This is a genomic window from Curtobacterium phyllosphaerae (assembly GCF_049341865.1).
Lineage (GTDB): Bacteria > Actinomycetota > Actinomycetes > Actinomycetales > Microbacteriaceae > Curtobacterium > Curtobacterium phyllosphaerae.
Map to the genome: position 1 here is coordinate 654,670 of NZ_JBMPIU010000001.1, position 16,603 is coordinate 671,272.

13 protein-coding genes and 1 tRNA gene are annotated in these 16,603 nt (G+C 71.2%); 10 read left to right on the forward strand and 4 right to left on the reverse strand.

Going from position 1 to position 16,603, the window contains the following annotated elements; all coding sequences use genetic code 11:
• Nucleotides 1–6: 6 nt before the first annotated feature.
• The 6 genes from ACO0E0_RS03005 to ACO0E0_RS03030 all read left to right on the forward strand — a co-directional run bounded on the left by ACO0E0_RS03005 (nucleotide 7) and on the right by ACO0E0_RS03030 (nucleotide 6,464).
• The gene (locus ACO0E0_RS03005; protein ID WP_422869901.1) at nucleotides 7–1,152 is read left to right on the forward strand and encodes an Rv2578c family radical SAM protein; all 1,146 of its coding nucleotides are present in this window, start codon (nucleotides 7–9) and stop codon (nucleotides 1,150–1,152) included.
• Nucleotides 1,153–1,321: 169 nt separating this feature from the next.
• Complete coding sequence (locus ACO0E0_RS03010; protein ID WP_422869902.1) at nucleotides 1,322–2,536, forward strand: sensor histidine kinase; 1,215 nt, start codon at nucleotides 1,322–1,324, stop codon at nucleotides 2,534–2,536.
• Nucleotides 2,533–3,759 (forward strand): hypothetical protein, encoded by a 1,227-nt coding sequence (locus ACO0E0_RS03015; RefSeq protein WP_422869903.1) that lies wholly within the window; start codon nucleotides 2,533–2,535, stop codon nucleotides 3,757–3,759. Before ACO0E0_RS03010 ends, ACO0E0_RS03015 begins: the two co-directional genes overlap by 4 nt.
• Complete coding sequence (locus ACO0E0_RS03020; RefSeq protein WP_422869904.1) at nucleotides 3,746–4,594, forward strand: DNA-binding response regulator; 849 nt, start codon at nucleotides 3,746–3,748, stop codon at nucleotides 4,592–4,594. Before ACO0E0_RS03015 ends, ACO0E0_RS03020 begins: the two co-directional genes overlap by 14 nt.
• Complete coding sequence (locus ACO0E0_RS03025) at nucleotides 4,594–5,220, forward strand: thymidine kinase (RefSeq protein ID WP_422869905.1); 627 nt, start codon at nucleotides 4,594–4,596, stop codon at nucleotides 5,218–5,220. The genes ACO0E0_RS03020 and ACO0E0_RS03025 overlap by 1 nt, the downstream gene beginning before the upstream one ends.
• Nucleotides 5,221–5,411: 191 nt before the next feature.
• Complete coding sequence (locus ACO0E0_RS03030; protein WP_422869906.1) at nucleotides 5,412–6,464, forward strand: LLM class flavin-dependent oxidoreductase; 1,053 nt, start codon at nucleotides 5,412–5,414, stop codon at nucleotides 6,462–6,464.
• An 861-nt stretch (nucleotides 6,465–7,325) separates the two neighbouring features.
• Here the strand turns inward: ACO0E0_RS03030 and ACO0E0_RS03035 are convergent.
• The 3 genes from ACO0E0_RS03035 to ACO0E0_RS03045 form a co-directional block, all read right to left on the reverse strand.
• A tRNA-Pro gene (locus ACO0E0_RS03035) sits at nucleotides 7,326–7,399 on the reverse strand.
• 108 nt (nucleotides 7,400–7,507) lie between these two features.
• Entirely contained in the window at nucleotides 7,508–8,491 is a 984-nt protein-coding gene (locus tag ACO0E0_RS03040; RefSeq protein ID WP_422869907.1) for a metallophosphoesterase, read from the reverse strand.
• Entirely contained in the window at nucleotides 8,488–11,037 is a 2,550-nt protein-coding gene (locus tag ACO0E0_RS03045) for a transglycosylase domain-containing protein (protein ID WP_422869908.1), read from the reverse strand. Before ACO0E0_RS03045 ends, ACO0E0_RS03040 begins: the two co-directional genes overlap by 4 nt.
• A 50-nt stretch (nucleotides 11,038–11,087) precedes the next feature.
• Between ACO0E0_RS03045 and sp36 the strand changes: the two genes are divergently transcribed.
• Nucleotides 11,088–11,246: a Sp36 family protein gene (sp36, locus tag ACO0E0_RS03050; RefSeq protein WP_422869909.1), complete on the forward strand. Its 159-nt coding sequence runs from the start codon at nucleotides 11,088–11,090 to the stop codon at nucleotides 11,244–11,246.
• The gene (locus ACO0E0_RS03055) at nucleotides 11,243–11,704 is read left to right on the forward strand and encodes a RidA family protein (RefSeq protein WP_422869910.1); all 462 of its coding nucleotides are present in this window, start codon (nucleotides 11,243–11,245) and stop codon (nucleotides 11,702–11,704) included. The genes sp36 and ACO0E0_RS03055 overlap by 4 nt, the downstream gene beginning before the upstream one ends.
• Nucleotides 11,705–11,801: 97 nt before the next feature.
• On the opposite strand, the gene acs is transcribed toward ACO0E0_RS03055, so the two are convergent.
• Nucleotides 11,802–13,787, reverse strand: a complete 1,986-nt coding sequence (gene acs, locus ACO0E0_RS03060; protein WP_422869911.1) for an acetate--CoA ligase — start codon at nucleotides 13,785–13,787, stop codon at nucleotides 11,802–11,804.
• A 753-nt stretch (nucleotides 13,788–14,540) separates the two neighbouring features.
• On the opposite strand from acs, the gene ACO0E0_RS03065 reads away from it, so the two are divergent.
• Nucleotides 14,541–15,608 (forward strand): TadA family conjugal transfer-associated ATPase, encoded by a 1,068-nt coding sequence (locus tag ACO0E0_RS03065; RefSeq protein WP_422869912.1) that lies wholly within the window; start codon nucleotides 14,541–14,543, stop codon nucleotides 15,606–15,608.
• On the forward strand, nucleotides 15,589–16,560 hold the full coding sequence (locus ACO0E0_RS03070; protein WP_422869913.1) for a hypothetical protein: 972 nt from the start codon (nucleotides 15,589–15,591) through the stop codon (nucleotides 16,558–16,560). Before ACO0E0_RS03065 ends, ACO0E0_RS03070 begins: the two co-directional genes overlap by 20 nt.
• Nucleotides 16,561–16,603 lie beyond the last annotated feature (43 nt).

Consider the following 16,603-nt stretch of genomic DNA (forward strand, 5'->3'; position numbering starts at 1 on the left):
GGCGGCATGCGGTGGGACAAGCAGGCGATCGACGCCGACCAGGACGGCATGCTGCCCGGGCTCTCGTCGAACGCGGGTTTCGTGCGGAGCGTCACGACGCCGGAGTTCGCGGGGGTGACCTTCCACGAGGTCCTCGCCAAGTCCGCGCTCAACCGGGTCGGCGCAGCCGGCGACCTCTACGGTGTCACGGTCAATCCGTACCGGGGGTGCTCGCACGCCTGCGTGTACTGTTTCGCCCGCCCGACGCACGCGTACCTGGAGTTCGACGCCGGTGCGGACTTCGACCAGCAGATCGTGGTCAAGACGAACGTGGCGGACGTCCTGCGACGTGAGCTGACGAAGCCGGGCTGGGACCGGCACCCGGTCGCGCTCGGCACGAACACCGACCCGTACCAGCGCGCGGAGGGCCGGTACCGGCTGATGCCCGGGATCATCGCCGCGCTGGCGGACTCCGGCACGCCGTTCAGCATCCTGACGAAGGGCACGCTCCTCCGCCGTGACATCCCGGTGCTCGTCGCCGCCGCGGAACGCGTGCCGATCGACCTGGCGATGTCGATCGCGGTGTACGACGACGAGCTACAGCAGTCGGTGGAGCCGGGGACCCCGACGACGGCCGCACGGCTGGCCACGGTCCGCGCCGTCCGGGACGCCGGGCTCGACTGCTCGGTGTTCCTGATGCCGATCATCCCGTTCGTGACGGACACCCGGGCACACCTCGGCCGCGCCGTGGCGCAGGCCGCCGCGGCCGGTGCGACGAGCGTGATGTACTCGGCGCTGCACCTCAAGCCCGGCGTCAAGCCGTGGTTCATGGCGTGGCTCGGACGGACCCATCCCGACCTCGTGCCCCGCTACCGGCAGATGTACCTCGACAACGCGTACGCGCCGCGGGACTACCGTCATTGGCTCGGCGCACGGATGCGGCCGATCCTCCAGGAGCACCGCCTGGAGGTCGGCAAGGTCGACCCGGCGACGGGCTCGATGGGGTTCCGGGACGCCGTGGACCCGCAGCCGGGCCGGGAGGCGTCGATCGGCGGAGCATCGCCGCTGCAGCGCGCCGACCCAACGAGGTCCGCCGCGACGCGGGGCGTGCCGGCCGCGACGCGGGGCGTGCCGGCCGCGACGCCGGGTGATGGCCAGATCGCCTTGTTCTGAGCAGTACTCGAACCCTACGTTCGGGGGACAGCGCGTTCCCGATCTTCCCGCGAGGATGGTGTTCACCGCCGCACCGACCGTCCCCCACGCCGGCGTTCGGGGGACACGATCAGCCGTTCGGTGGTTGAATCGAGGTCGGCGCATCCATGCTCGCGGAAGGACGGTCCAGGTGCTCGGTATCCCCACGCATCTCGCGCCGCGGGTGAACGCGTGGTCGATGGTCCGGTCGTTCCACGCCGGTGCGATCGCCGCCCTGGCTGCCACGGCCGCACTGCTCGTCGTCTACCGGATCGTCGACCCCCACGTCCACGTGATGCCGGCGGTCCTCGCACTCGTGCCGACCACCCTGATGATGGCGGTGCACACCCGGATCGGGACCTGGCGCTCCGCGGCCGCGTTCCTGCTCGTGGGGGGTGTCTGCGCCGCCTGGTTCGCGGCCGTGGTCGAATCCCAGCTCGGCGGGACCGAGTACATCGTCTCCTTCCTCATCTCCCTCGCGATCGTCCCGCTCGTGCTCGTCGGGGGCGCCGGGACCGTCCCGGCCCGCGTCATCGCCTGGTCGGTGCTCGGGTTCGCCGTCGGACGCGTCGCCACCATGGTCGGTGCGGCGACGACCGGTCGGGCCTACGAGCCGGTGGTGCTCGCCTGGGTGACCCTGGTCCTCGTCGTCGGCATCGTCGGGATCGGGACCCGGGTCACCGGTCGACTGCACCGCGTCCAACCGGAGTTCCTCCGATCGGCGCGCGAGGAACACGTCGCCGCCACACGACGGACGATCGAGCTCGAGGCGGCCGCCATCCTGCACGACACGGTGCTGAACCACCTGGCCGCGATCGCCAACGCCCCGGACGGGCCCGCGGACGCGTACCTGACCCGCGCGCTCGACGACGACTTCACGATGCTCTCCGGGCGGCAGTGGCTCGTCCCGCAGACGCCGACGGCCGCCGAGCCGGAGACCGCCGGTGCGCTCGCGGACGCCGTGGAGCACGCAGGACGGGACGGCCTCGAGGTCGAGCTGACCGGCGATGCCACCATCGCGGTGCGACTCGACCCCGAGATCGCGACCGCCCTCGGACGCGCCGTCGGACAGTGCCTCGCCAACGTCCGGAAACACGCCGAGACCGACCGAGCCGAGGTCAGCGTCTTCGACGACGGCGCAACCTGCACCGTGATGGTCGTCGACGACGGTCGGGGCTTCGACGAGTCCGCGACCGGTGCCGATCGGCTCGGCCTGAAGAACTCGGTCCGCCAGCGCATCGAACGCGTCGGCGGCAGCGTGCAGGTGTGGTCGTCACCTGGCACCGGGACGAGCGTGATGATGTCGGTGCCGTTCCACGCTTCGGCGCACGGCGGCTCCACGGTCGTCATGGGATCCGCCTCGTGAGCCACGGGGACCGCTCCGTGCGCCACGGGGACCGCTCCGAGCGCCACGGGATGCGTCCTGCGGGCTCGGCCCGACGGTCCGCGCCCCCACCGACGGGCACGGCGCAGCAGTACGACCCGCTCGGCGCCCTCGGTGCCCGCCCGCTCGTGTTGGTCGCGGTGTTCGGATCGCTGCTCTGGGCCGTCGTGGTGTCGGTGTTCTCGCGGGACGTCCCGGGCAGCCCGACCATGAGCGCCGTGACCGTCCTGCTCGTCGGCGCGGCTGCCGGTGCGGTCGTGGTCGGGACGAGCCCCTTGCGCGCACCGTTCTCGCGGACGACGTCGGTGTCGTTCGCGGTGCTGCTCGCGGTCGCGACGGTGACGAGCGTGGCGGCCCAGTGGGGTCCGGACACGAACGCGGTGAACGACTTCATGGCGCTCGTGTCGGCCGTCGGCGTGCTGGTGCTCGGTCCCTACCGGCCCTGGCGCGAGGTCCTGGCGATCGGCATCGCCCTGGTCCTGGTGAACGGGGTGACGTGGGGGGTCGCCGCCGCGGCGTTCCCCACCCAGGTACCGGTGAGTGTGGTCGTCCTGCTCGCCACGGCGCCGACGATCGTCCTGACCGCCGCGGCGGCGACGTACGCGGCGACGTTCGTGGCGTTCGCCGAGCGTGTGCAGATCCGTGCCGGGTCCTACTCCGTCGAGCGTGCCGACCGGGACGGGATCGCGCGGAGCGTGCAACAGGACCGTGTGACGATCCTGGCGCGCGACGTCACGCCGTTCTTCGACGAGCTCCGCACCCGTCGGACGATCACCGAGGCGGACCGGGAGCGGGCGCGCTCGATCGCGGACGGCATCCGGCGGGTGATGGTGGCCGACGCGGACCGCACCTGGCTGGAGCAGGCGGTGCTCGCCGACGGCGGCAGCCCGACCGAGATCCACGACCCCGACGCACTCATCCGCGGCATGGACATCGACCAGCGGACCGTCGTCCGGACGTTCCTCCGCGCCGCGCTCACGGACCCGACGGTCGACCCCGCCGCGATCACGATCGTCGTCGAGCGGATGCCTGCCGACCCCGCTCGCACCTGCCTCGACGTGACGATGGCGGTCGCCGACTCCGACGTCGGCATCCACCGTCGGTTCGACGTCTACCTCACGGTCCTGCGCGTCACGTTCCCCGACCTCGACGTCGCCGTCCGTCCGTCCGCCCTCGCACTAAGGTTCTCTTATGACCAGCACTGACCCGAACAGGCTGACGAACGGGGGAGCTCGCGGCTTCTCCGGCGCCGACCGTCGGATCGCGCCGGACTCCGGCGCGCCCGCGTACGGCGGCGCCGAGCGCGGCACGGCGCCGGCTCCGTCCGGCCTCGGGACCGCCGGGACGCAGGGCCGTTCCGGGTTCCAGGACATGCGTCGTACCGACGGGTCCGGCCAGACGCGCCGCGTACGTCTCGCGATCCTCGACGACCACGAGGTCCTCCTCGACAGCCTCTCGAGCTGGATCGCCGTGAACGCCTACGACTTCGACTTGGCACTCACCGCCCACACCTGGGTCGAGATGGTGCACAGCGACAGCTTCCCCACCGACCTGGTGTTCCTCGACTTCCAGCTCAAGGAACCGGTGTCCATCGAGGCTCGCGTGCGCACCTGCCGCGCTGCCGGGGCGAAGGTCGTGGTCCTCTCGAGCATGGACACCCGCGAGTCCCGCGACCGCGCGCTGCAAGCCGGCGCCGCGGCGTTCCTCTCGAAGTCACTGCCGATGCGCGAGGTCATGGACGTCGCACGCGAGGTCATGGGCGTCGCCCGCGAGACCGCTCCCCAGCGCGACTGGCGTCCGCTCCCGACCGGGGCTGCGGGGCACCAGCGTCCGAAGCTCTCCCACGGCGAGGAGGAGGCGCTCCGCCTCTACGTCTCGGGCTTCTCGACGAACGAGGTCGCCGCGCAGATGAACGTGCAGTACGAGACCGCCAAGACCTACCTCCGGCGTGTCCGCGAGAAGTACGGCAAGGTCGGCCGTCCCGCCTCGAAGAAGAGCGACCTGATCCGGCGTGCGGCCGAGGACGGGTACCTGCAGTAGTGGCCAAGCTGTACTTCCGGTACGGGGCGATGAACAGCGGCAAGAGCACGGCGCTCCTGCAGGCCGCCCACAACTACGAGGAACGCGGTCAGCGGGTGCTCCTCGCCAAACCCGCCGTCGACACCAAGGGCGACCGATCGATCGTGTCGCGGCTCGGCGTCTCGCGCGACGTCGACCTGGTGTTCACCCCGTCGGACGACGTCCGTGCGGCGGTGTCCGCCGCCGCCCCGGCCGACCCCGAACGGGCCGAACTCGACGGCATGGCCCGGACCGTCAGCTGCGTGCTCGTCGACGAGGCCCAGTTCCTCGCCCCGCGGCAGGTCGACGACCTCCTCCGCATCGCCGTGCTCGACGACGTTCCCGTGCTCGCGTACGGCATCCGCACGGACTTCCGGACCGAGGCGTTCCCCGGCAGCCGGAGGCTCCTCGAGGTCGCGCACTCGCTCGAGGAGCTCAAGACCATCTGTCGCTGTGGCCGCAAGGCGGTGTTCAACGCCCGCAAGGTCGACGGTGCGTTCGTGTTCGACGGGTCGCAGGTCGCGATCGACGGCGCCGACGTCGCGTACGAGTCGCTCTGCGCGACCTGCTACCTCACGGAGTCGGGCGGCACCCTCGACGGTTCCTGACGGAGCCGACCACGTTCCGGACGGGAGGCGCGGCACCCGCCCGCCCCGCGCCTCCCGTCCGGCGCGTGGCCCCGCGGGGCGCGCGAGTGAGCAGCAATCGTCGGGTCGGACACGGGCACTCGACGATTCCTGCTCACTGGTCCGGTGCCGTCGGCGGGAATCCGCATGGCGTGTGCCGCGTTGGCCTCCTCATGAGCGACAACGCACCGCACCTGTCCGTCCTCGACCTCGCGACGCGCGAGTACGGCGCCTCGAACGGCGACGCACTGCGGGGGAGCATCGACGTCGCCGTGCACGCCGAGGCGCTCGGCTACGAACGGTTCTGGGTCGCCGAGCACCACGGGATGCCGGGGATCACGTCCTCGGCGCCGGCGGTGTTGCTGGCGGCCGTCGGAGCTGCGACCTCCACGATCCGGATCGGCAGCGGGGGTGTGATGCTCCCGAACCACGCGCCACTCGTCGTCGCGGAGCAGTTCGGGACGTTGCGGGCACTCTACGGCGACCGTGTCGACCTCGGGCTCGGGCGTGCGCCGGGGACCGACGGTGCGACCGCGATGGCCCTGCGTCGCACGGATCGGCTCGACGTCGACGACTTCCCGGAGCGGCTGTCCGACCTGATCGGGTTCTTCACCGGGATGGACGCCGACAACCCGCTCGCCCGGATCCAGGCGGTCCCCGGCCACGGCGACGTTCCGGAATTCTGGCTGCTCGGCTCATCGGGCTACAGCGCGCAGGTCGCCGGCGTGCTCGGGGTGTCGTTCGCGTTCGCCCACCACTTCGCGTCCGACAACACCGAGGCCGCCCTCGAGCTGTACCGGTCGTCGTTCCGGCCGTCCCGGTTCCTGGACGCGCCGCGTGCGTACATCGGGGTGCAGGTCGTCACGGACGAGGACCCCGCCGTCGTCGCCGAGCAGGCCGCTCCGGGGATGATCTCGTTCATCCGGATGCGCACCGGTTCGAAGCCCGCGCCGGTGTCGATGGAGGAGGCGCGCGCCTACGAGTTCAACGACCTGGAGCGCCGCTTCATCGAGGCGCGGACGGCTCGGCAGGCGCACGGGAACGCGGATGACGTCGCGGCGCGGCTCAACTCCCTGCTCGAGACCACGAAGGCGGACGGGCTGATCATCGCTCCCGGGGCGGCGCAGGCGCAGTACCGGCACCAGGCGCTCGACGTCGTGATGGAACTGCATCGGGCGGGTCGCTTGGTGCGGCCCGTGCCCGTTTCCGCGTCCACGTCCGCGTAGAGCAGGTCGGCGCGGGCCGGCGTCCGGCGTCGGGCCGGGTCGGGCGCGGGGTCGGGGTCGGCTCGCGAGTGAGTCGAAATCGTCGGGTCGAGAGGTCCAACCCGACGATTGCTGCTCATTCGAGGTTTCCGGCGGTGCGGCAGGCGGTGGGTTCATCCGGCGAGTGAGTCGAAATCGTCGCGTCGGGCGGTGTGACCCGACGATTGCTGCTCACTCGCGGTTTCCGGCGGAGTGGTCGGCGGTGGGTTCATCCGGTGAATGAGTCGAAATCGTCGCGTCAGGAGGTCCTACCCGACGATTGCTGCTCACTCGAGGTTCCGGTGGGGCGGCAGGCGGCGGGCTCATCCGGCGAGTGAGTCGGGATCGTCGCGTCAGGAGGTCGAACCCGACGATTGCTGCTCACTCGAGATATTCGGCGGTGCGGTCGGCGGCGGGTTTGTCGGGCGAGTGAGACGGAATCGTCGCGTCAGGAGGTCGAACCCGACGATTGCTGCTCACTCGCGGTTTCCGGCGGTGCGGTCGGCGGCAGGTTCATCCGGCGAGTGAGTCGAAATCGTCGCGTTGGGCGGTGTGATTCGACGATTGCTGCTCACTCAAGGATCCAGGCGGTGCGGTCGGCGGCGGGTTTGTCGGGCGAGTGAGTCGAAGTCGTCGAGTCTGGAGGTCCGACTCGACGATTGCTGCTCACTCGCGGTTTCCGGCGGTGCGGTCGGCGGCGGGCTCATCCGGCGAGTGAGTCGGGATCGTCGCGTCGAGAGGTCCGACCCGACGATTGCTGCTCACTCGCGCGACCGCGGGACTCGGCGCCGGTCGGGAACGACGAAGGGCCCGACTCGTTGAGCCGGACCCTCCGTCGTACTGTCGGGGTGACAGGATTTGAACCTGCGACCTCGTCGTCCCGAACGACGCGCGCTACCAAGCTGCGCCACACCCCGCGGTGCCATCGCCTCGAACGAGGCAACCATGGAAGTCTACCGGATGTTCGAGGGTGCTCCGCACCATCTCGTCGACCCCCGGGCGCGTCGCTCGGGACACTCCCCAGGTCAGGCGGTGCGGGCGGTCAGCGTCACGACGACGGCTTCCGGGCGGCATGCGAAGCGCACGGGCGCGTAGATCGACGTGCCGATCCCCGCCGACACGTTGAGCCACGACCAGTGCGTCCGGTTCTCCCACCGGTGCAGTCCACTCGCGTACTGCCGGGGGAGGTCGCAGTTCGTCAGGAGGGCTCCGTAGCCGGGGACCGCGACCTGGCCGCCGTGCGTGTGTCCGGCGAAGACGATGTCCGCCCCTTGCGATACGAACGCGTTGAGGACGCGTTGGTACGGCGCGTGTGTGACCCCGATGGAGACCGGCGCGGGACCGGGCTCGTCGTTCCACGGGACCTCCTCGCGCATCTCGTCGACGAGGTTCGGCAGCAGATCGAGGCGGTCCCAGTTCCGGTGCGCGTCAGCGGTCCCGAACAGTTCGAGTCGCGATCCCTTGACCTCGATCGCACGAGCACGGTTGTCCAGGTCGACCCAGCCCAGCGACTCGAAGAACGCGGTCTGCCGCTCGATGTCGAGGTCGACGGGTTTGACGCCGTGCATCGAGCTGGGTCCGCCGAAGTACTTGAGCGGGTTCCGGGGTGCGGGACCGAAGTAGTCGTTCGACCCGTACACGAAGGCTCCGGGCACGCCGCGGAACGGCTCGAGTGCGTACTCCACCGCGGCGTTGGCCGTCGGGTGGCCGAGGTTGTCACCGGTGTTCACGATGAAGTCCGGTTCGACGAGGCTGAGGTCCCGGAGCCACTGCTGCTTGTCCGCCTGCCACGGCGCCATGTGGATGTCCGACAGATGCAGGACGGTCAGATCCCGCGACCCCGGTGGCAGGACCGGCACGGTCTCCCACCGGATCGAGAACCGTCGACGTTCGACGAGCGTGCCCCAGGCCGCCGTCCCCACACCGAGCAGCGCACCCGCAGCGACGACCCCGAGGGCACCGCCCCCGAGCACGCTGCCCCCGCCACCACCGCGGGCGTCGCGGTTCACGAACAGTTCCCGGGGTCCTTGCCGTCCGGCGTGCCGTAGAGGTTCAGGATGATCTGCTGCGTCTTCGGCGCGGCGGTGTTCGCGGCCGGCGTCGTCGAGACCACCTTGCACGCCTGCCCGTTCGCGCCCTTCTGGAACTGTCCCGCGACGGCCACGCTCTCGTACCCGGCGCCGTTCAGTGTCGCCGCCGCGTCCTTGGCGACCTTGCCGGTGACGTCCGGGACGTTCGCCTGCGAGCCGTCGCTGGTGTACACCGTGACGCTCGCGCCCTTCGAGAGCAGCGCCCCAGCGGCGGGCGAGGTCGACGACACCGTCCCCGCGGCGGCCGACCCGGCCTGCGTCCCACCATCGACGAAGGTGAACCCAGCCCCGGCGAGGGTGGTCTGCGCGTCGGCGGTGGTCTTGCCGGACACGTCGGGCACCGCGATGGTGTTGCCGTTGATCGCGGATCCGGAGGGGTTGGTGAACGCCCCGGCCGGGTACTGCGCGTTCATCGGCGTCTGCAGCTGCTTGAACACGCTCGCGCGCGCTCCGGCGTAGGTGTCGCGGACGCCGTTGGAGTAGTGGCGGAGGTTCATCAGCTTGCCGTCGGTGTTGCCCTGCCAGTACGCCGTCGTGACACGGGACGTGCCTCCGACGAGCCAGATCTGGTCCGCGTCGTCCGTCGTGCCGGTCTTGCCGAACATCTGCATGCCGTCGGCGGTCTGGGCTCCGACCGCCGTGCCGCCGGAGATCGTGCGCTTGAGTGCGTACACGGCGGTCTGCGCGACCGACGGGTCGATGACCTGGTTGCACTCCTTCTGCTGCCCGCCGAGCGACTTGCCGTCCGCGCTCGTGATGTTGTCGATCGCGATCGGCTTGCAGTAGATGCCGTTGTTCGCGATGGTGGCGTACGCCGCGGCCATGGTCATCGGCGCGATGTTGTTCGTGCCGAGCACGGAGGACGGGTAGGAGTTGAGCTCGGCGTTCCCGTCGGCGGGGTGGACTCCGAGCTTCTTCGCGTTGTCACGGATGTCGCAGAGGTCGAGCTTGGCGGCCATCGACGCGAAGGCCGCGTTCACCGAGGCTGCCGTCGCGGCGATGACGGAGAAGTTCCCCCGCTCGCCGATCGAGTCGTTCTTCGGTGCCCAGTTCCCGCGGTAGGTCTCGCCGCACCGCTCCCAGACGGTCTGGTTGTGCGGCGTGCCGTTGACGACCTCGTTCAGGCCGTGCCCGTTCTCGAGCCAGTCGAGGAGGGTGAACAGCTTGTACGTCGATCCGGTCTGGAACCCGATGCCACCGCCGTACTCGTGGTCGACGGAGTAGTTGATGCTCGTCGACGTCGGCGGCGAGGTCTGCGACTGGTCGTAGTCCTTGTTCTGCGCCATGGTCAGGATGCGCCCGGTCGACGACTCGAGGGAATCCGACACCGCACCGAGCGCGAGGCGCGTCTCGGTGTTGCGGTCGTACTTGTCGAGGATCGCCTTCTGGTCGGCGTTCAGGTCGAGGTCGAGCGTCGTCTGGATCTTGTACCCACCCGTGCGCCACGCTGCAGCGCGCTCCTTGTCGGTGGCGCCGAGCTGGTCCATCTGCTTGACGACCTTGACGGCGTAGTCGCAGAAGAACTGGGAACCCGCACCTGCCGAGGCCTGGCAGCCCTGCGTCGCCGGCGTGAGGTGCACGTAGTCGGCGGGCTTGGTCGCGAGCGCGGCCGTGAGCGTCGCCTTGTCGATGTGCTTCGCGGCGTACATCGCGTTGAGGATGACGTCGCGACGACCCTGGTTCGCCTCGTAGTTCTTGGGGTCGGAGAGGTTCCGCGTGTTCGGCGACTGCACGATGGCGAGGATGGACGCGGCTTCTTCCGCGTTGAGGTTCGTGGCGTCCTTGCCGTAGTAGTGCTGTGCGGCGGCCTGCACGCCGTAGGTGTTGTCACCGAAGAACGCGATGTTGAGGTACGCCGTGAGGATCTGCTTCTTGGTGTACTTCTTCGCGAGGCCGATCGCGAGCTTCATCTCCTCGAGCTTCCGGGGGATGGTCTGCTCGACGGCGTCGTTGTACGCCTTGACCTGTTCTTCCTTCGTCGGCTTCTCGAGGGCCTGCTGCATCTTGATGTTGCGGACGAGCTGCATGGTCAGCGTCGACGCGCCACCCGAGTCGCCGAGTCCGCCGCCCGCGACGCTCCCGAGTCCGGCGCGCACGAGCGAGGGGACGTCCACACCGCCGTGCTCCCAGAACCGTCGGTCCTCGCCGTCGATGGCCGCGAACTTCAGGTTGCCCGCGATCTGGTCGTACGTCAGCTCCTGGCGGTTCTGGTCGTAGACGGTCGCGAACTGCACGGGCTGCCCGTTCTGGTACGCGTAGAGCTCGTTGCGCTGCGGCAGGTCGCCGATCTCGATGTACTCGGGGAGCGACTCGAACACGCCGATCGTGGAGGTGGTGGTGACTCCGGCGACGGCGATCGCAGGGGTGACCCCGATCGTCACGAGCAGACCGGCGAGCGCGCTGAAGCCGACGAAGCCGATGAAGGCTCCGACGGCGGACACGGGCTTCGTCTTCTGGGCAGACATAGGATGCAGGCTAACCGATCCGCCCGACAGTCCAGCTGACAAGGAGCCGCATGCCTCGCTGGGAGTACCGCACCACTCCGCTCATCATCCACAACACCACCGCGATCCTCGACAACTTCGGTGACGACGGCTGGGAGCTCGTCCAGGTGGTGCAGGGGCCCGAGGGTGGACTGGTCGCCTACCTGAAGCGGCCGAAGGCCGACGCGTGAGCGTCGAGGAGCGCCTCGCCGAGCTCGGCCTGACGATCCCCGCGGTCGCGACGCCGGTGGCGAGCTACGTCCCCGCGGTGGTCTCCGGCGGTCACGTCCACACCTCCGGCCAGCTGCCGTTCGTGGACGGCGCGCTCCCGGTCACCGGGAAGGTCGGCGGGACCGTCGACCCGGACGTCGCGAAGGCACAGGCGCGGCAGTGCGCCCTCAACGCGATCGCCGCGGTGCAGTCCGTCGTCGGGTCGCTCGACCGGGTGTCGCGGGTGGTCAAGGTGACCGGGTTCGTCGCGTCCGATCCGTCGTTCACCGGCCAGCCCGGTGTCGTCAACGGCGCGTCCGAGCTGCTCGGCCAGGTGTTCGGCGATGCCGGGGTGCACGCGCGGAGCGCCGTCGGCGTCGCGGCGTTGCCGCTCGACGCCCCCGTCGAGGTCGAGATCGTGGTCGAGATCACCGACTGACGCGTGCAGTCCGACGCAACCGACGAACGGGAGGGACGGTGCCAGCTGGCACCGTCCCTCCCGTCCGTTGCACGGCTCGTCTCGGAGCCGAGCCGAGCTACATGAGCTCCGTGATCTGGGCCATGATGCCGCCGTCGGCGAGCGTCGTGGTGTCGCCGACGACGCGGCCCTCGGCCGCGTCGCGGAGCAGGCGACGCATGATCTTGCCGGACCGGGTCTTCGGGAGCTCCGGGACGATGACGACCTGCCGGGGCCGTGCGATCGCCCCGATGCGCCTGCCGACGAACTGCCGGAGCTCCTCGCTCGTCGCCGCACGGTCGACGCCGTCCGCCGCCGCCGCCGTGAGGATCACGAACGCCACGATGGCCTGACCGGTCGTGGGGTCGTCGGCCCCGACCACGGCGGCCTCGGCGACTCCGTCGTGCTCGACGAGCGCCGACTCGATCTCCGCGGTGGACAGGCGGTGGCCGGAGACGTTCATGACGTCGTCGACGCGTCCGAGGAGCCAGATGTCGCCCTCACCGTCGAGTCGGGCTCCGTCACCGGCGAAGTACCGACCGGGGAACCGCGACCAGTAGGTCTCCACGAACCGATCGGGATCGTGCCAGATCCCGCGCGCCATCGACGGCCACGGCTCCGCGATCGTCAGGTAGCCGCTACCGCCGGGGCCGACGCGGTTGCCGTCGTCGTCGACCACCTCCGCGAGGATCCCGGGCACCGGGCACTGGGCCGCACCGGGCTTGAGCTTGGTGATGCCGGGCAGCGCGGAGACCATGATGCCCCCGGTCTCGGTCTGCCACCAGGTGTCCACCACGGGGGTGCGGTCGTGGCCGATCACCTGCCGGTACCAGTGCCACGCCTCGGGGTTGATCGGCTCGCCCACGGAACCGAGCAGACGGAGCGTCGAGAGGTCCCGCGCGTCCGGGATCTGCCGGCCGGCCTTCATCGCCGAGCGGACGGCGGTCGGCGCCGTGTAGAGGACGGTGACGCCGTACCGGTCCACGAGGTCCCACCAGCGCCCGGGTCCCGGTTCGTCCGGCGTGCCCTCGTAGAGCACCTGCGTGACACCGTTCGCCAGGGGACCGTAGACGACGTAGGAGTGCCCGGTGATCCAGCCGATGTCGGCGGTGCACCAGTAGACGTCGGACTCCGGGTGCATGTCGAAGACGTTCCGGTGCGTGAACGCCGCCTGGGTGAGGTACCCGCCCGAGGTGTGCACGATGCCCTTGGGCTTCCCGGTCGTCCCGGACGTGTAGAGGATGAAGAGCGGCTGCTCGGCGGGGAACGCTTGCGCCTCGTGGTGCTCGTCGGCCTCCGCGAACGCGTCGTGCCACCACAGGTCGCGGTCGTTCCACGCGATGTCGTTCCCGCCGCGCCGGACGACGAGCACGTGTTCGACGCTGTCCGTGCCCTCGCCCTCGAGCGCCTCGTCCACCGCAGGCTTCAGCGGTGCGACGGACCCCTTGCGCCAGCCGCCGTCCGCGGTGACCACCACCTTGGCGCCGGCGTCCTCGATCCGTGCGCGGAGGCTCTCGGCACTGAACCCACCGAACACGACCGAGTGGATCGCGCCGATGCGGGCGACCGCGAGCATCGTGACGACGGCCTCGGGGATGAGCGGCAGGTAGACGACGACCCGGTCGCCGACACCCACGCCGAGGTCCTGCAGCATGTTCGCGGCCCGTTCGACGTCGGCGGTCAGCTCCGCGTACGTGATCGTCCGGGTGTCGCCGGGTTCGCCCTCGAAGTGGATCGCGACCCGGTCGCCGTGGCCGTCGCGGACGTGCCGGTCGAGGCAGTTCTCGGCGACGTTCAGGGTGCCGTCGTCGAACCACTTGGCGAACGGCGCGTCGTCGAAGTCCAGGGTCCGGGTGAACGGGGTCCGCCAGTCGAGGAGTCCCCGCGCCTGGTCGGCCCAGAACTGCAGCCGGTCGGCCGCGGCGGCCTCCGCGAGGTCGTCGTGCGCGACGGCCGCGGCGGCGAAGTCGGCCGGCGGCGGGAAGCTCAGGGTGTCCCGCGCGTCGACGTCGTCCGTGGCGGTGGGGGTCCCGGTGGTGGGCTGTGCCCCGGTGGGTGCGGTCATCAGCGTCCTCTCGCGTCGTTGCGGACCGGCGGTGCCGGAGACGGGCGCTGCTCGCCCTGCCCGACTCGTCGTTGCTCTCGTCGGACATTACCGCTCGTCGGGAACGGACCGCCCCGTTGCATGCGTCCGCACCGGTCGGCCGGACGGCGTCCGTCGGCGCAGGGGGGAGCGCAGTCGATGCGTCGTGGGGTACACTTGCAGGTGCCGGACTCGTTTCTGGTGGCAGCGGACCGGATTCCCCCCAATCCTCCGATGCCGTGGCGGCACCCGTTCCCCCCAACAGGTGCCGCCCTTCTTCGTTCCGGGGCTTGGTCGCTCGGATCCCGCCGAGCCGGGCCGTGTCGCAGGTCCCGCGCGTCGTGACGATCGCCGGTCGATCCGCATCACCACGGTGATCCGTGGACAGACCTGTCCATCTCCGGGACGCGACGGTCCACGTCGTCCGGCCGTGCTGCGACGACGGTGAGCATCCATTTCGCCGGGGATCCGGGCCGTCCGCGACAGCCGACGCCGTCATCGCCCGGGCTCCTGACGGTCCCGACGACGGGACCTCGACGGTCGGCGTCGCCGGGGACGGGGGACCGGAACGGGGTACAGATCGTCGCGCCGGTCCAGATCGTCGCGTCGGTCCAGGGAGGCGCCGGTCCAGGGAGGCGTCGTCGTCCCTGCACAGGCCGACGTCCGCCCGGAACCGTCAACAGGGGGTCCGCGGCCGCTGCGGCATCCGCCGTGGCCGCCCTACCGTCCTGACGCATGACACCACCCTCGAGCGATGCTGCCGTCCGACCGGCCCGCCGTCCGCCCGTCGTCCCGGCGCGCGCCGCCCCGGCACCCTTCGTCCCGGTCCCGGGGCGACCCGATCCGGTCGTCGCGACGCTCCGCGGTGGTGGACATCTCGTCGAGTTCGAGGAACTCGTCCCGTTCGTCCGCGACCCGACCGTCACCGACGTCCTCGTGCTCGGCGACCGTGGCGTCTGGATCGACGCAGGCCACGGGCTGGAACGGGTGGGCCTCCTGCTCGACGAACGGCGTGCGCGCGACATCGGGACCCGGCTCGTTGCCCGCGCCGGTCGACACGTCGACGAGGCCACACCCGCTGTCGACGTCCACCATGCCGACGGGATCCGGGTGCACGTCGTCCTCGCGCCGATCTCGCAGTCGGGGACCGCGCTGTCGATCCGGCTCCCGAGCACCGAGTGGTACAGCCTCGACGACCTCGACAGGCGCGGGTTCTTCACCAGGGTGCCGCGCCGTGTGGTGGAACGAGCCGTCCTCGAGCGGCGGAACGTGCTCGTCACCGGCGCGACCGGGAGCGGCAAGACGACGCTCCTCGGGGCGATGCTCGCCCTCACGCCGCCGGACGAACGCATCGTCACGGTCGAGGACGTCGCGGAGCTCCGCATCGACCACCCGCACGTCGTGCGGCTCCAGGCACGCCAGGCGAACGCCGAGGGGACGGGCGCGATCGACCTCGGTCGGCTGGTCCGCGAAGCCCTCCGGATGCGCCCGGACCGGCTCGTCGTCGGGGAGTGCCGGGGTGCCGAGGTCCGCGACCTCATGGCCGCGCTCAACACCGGTCACGACGGCGGCGCCGGCACGCTGCACGCGAACGGCACCGCGGAGCTCCCGGCGCGGCTCGAGGCCCTCGGGGCGCTCGCCGGGCTCGACGCGGTTCCGCTCGCCCGGCAGGCGGTGAGTGCGTTCGACCTCGTCCTCCACGTGGACCGATCGGCCGGGAGGCGCGGGTTGGCCTCGGTGGGCCGGCTCGCGGTGGGTGCCCACGGACGTCTGGTGGTGACCGATGACGCCGGGCGCGGCTGATGCCGTCCTGGTCGCGCGGACGGTGGAGCGCGTCGCGGCGCTGACCCGGGGCGGCATCGATGCGCGGCGGGCGTGGCTGGTGGTGGCGGAGCGGACGCCGGGCCTCAAGGGCGTGGCCAGCGCGGTGGCCGGTGGGGCGGGGGTCGCCGATGCGCTCGGGGCGAGGCCTGCGGATGCGCTCGGGGCGGGGCCCGCCGACGTGCCGGGGGATGGGGTCGTCCATGCACTCGGGACGGGCGGCACCGACGCCGCCTGGTGCGACGTCGCCCGTGCATGGCGGGTCGCGGAACGCACCGGAGCGCCGTCGGCTGTGACGCTGGACGCGGTCGCCGCGGCGTTGCGGGACCGGGCCGCGGCGCATCGTGCCGTGGAGTCCGCACTCGCCGGCCCGCGGGCGAGCGGACGCGTGGTGCTCGCCCTCCCGGCCGTCGGCGTTCTGTTCGGACTGCTGTGGGGCGGGGAGTCCCTCCGGTTCCTGCTCGGGAGCATCGGCGGCTGGGGCTGTCTGCTCGTCGCCGCCGCGCTCGTGGTCGCCGCTCGGACGTGGACCACGCGTCTCGTCGCCCGCGCGACACCGACCGGCGGCGTGCCAGGGCTCGCACTCGAGCTGTGGGCGGTCGCCCTGTCCGGCGGGTCCCCGCGGTCGACGGCGGAGCACGTCGTCGAGGACGCGCTGGCCGGACGCCCGGTACCGCCTGCGGAACGCGCGCTCCTCGGGGAGACCCTCGACCTCGCCGACGCCGTCGGCATCCCGGCCGCGTCCCTCCTCCGGTCCGCCGCGGACGACCTGCGGCGGGACGAGGCCGCCGAGCATGTCGCGGAGGCCGAGCGGCTCGGGGTGCGGCTGGTGCTCCCGCTCGGGGTCTGCCTGCTGCCGGCGTTCGTGCTCGTGGGGATCGTGCCGGTCGTCGCCGGCATCTTCTCCTCCACCGTCGGGGCGGTCCTCGGATGAGTCCACAGGCGGCCGGGACGGGCGTCGCCGAGGCGCCCGGATC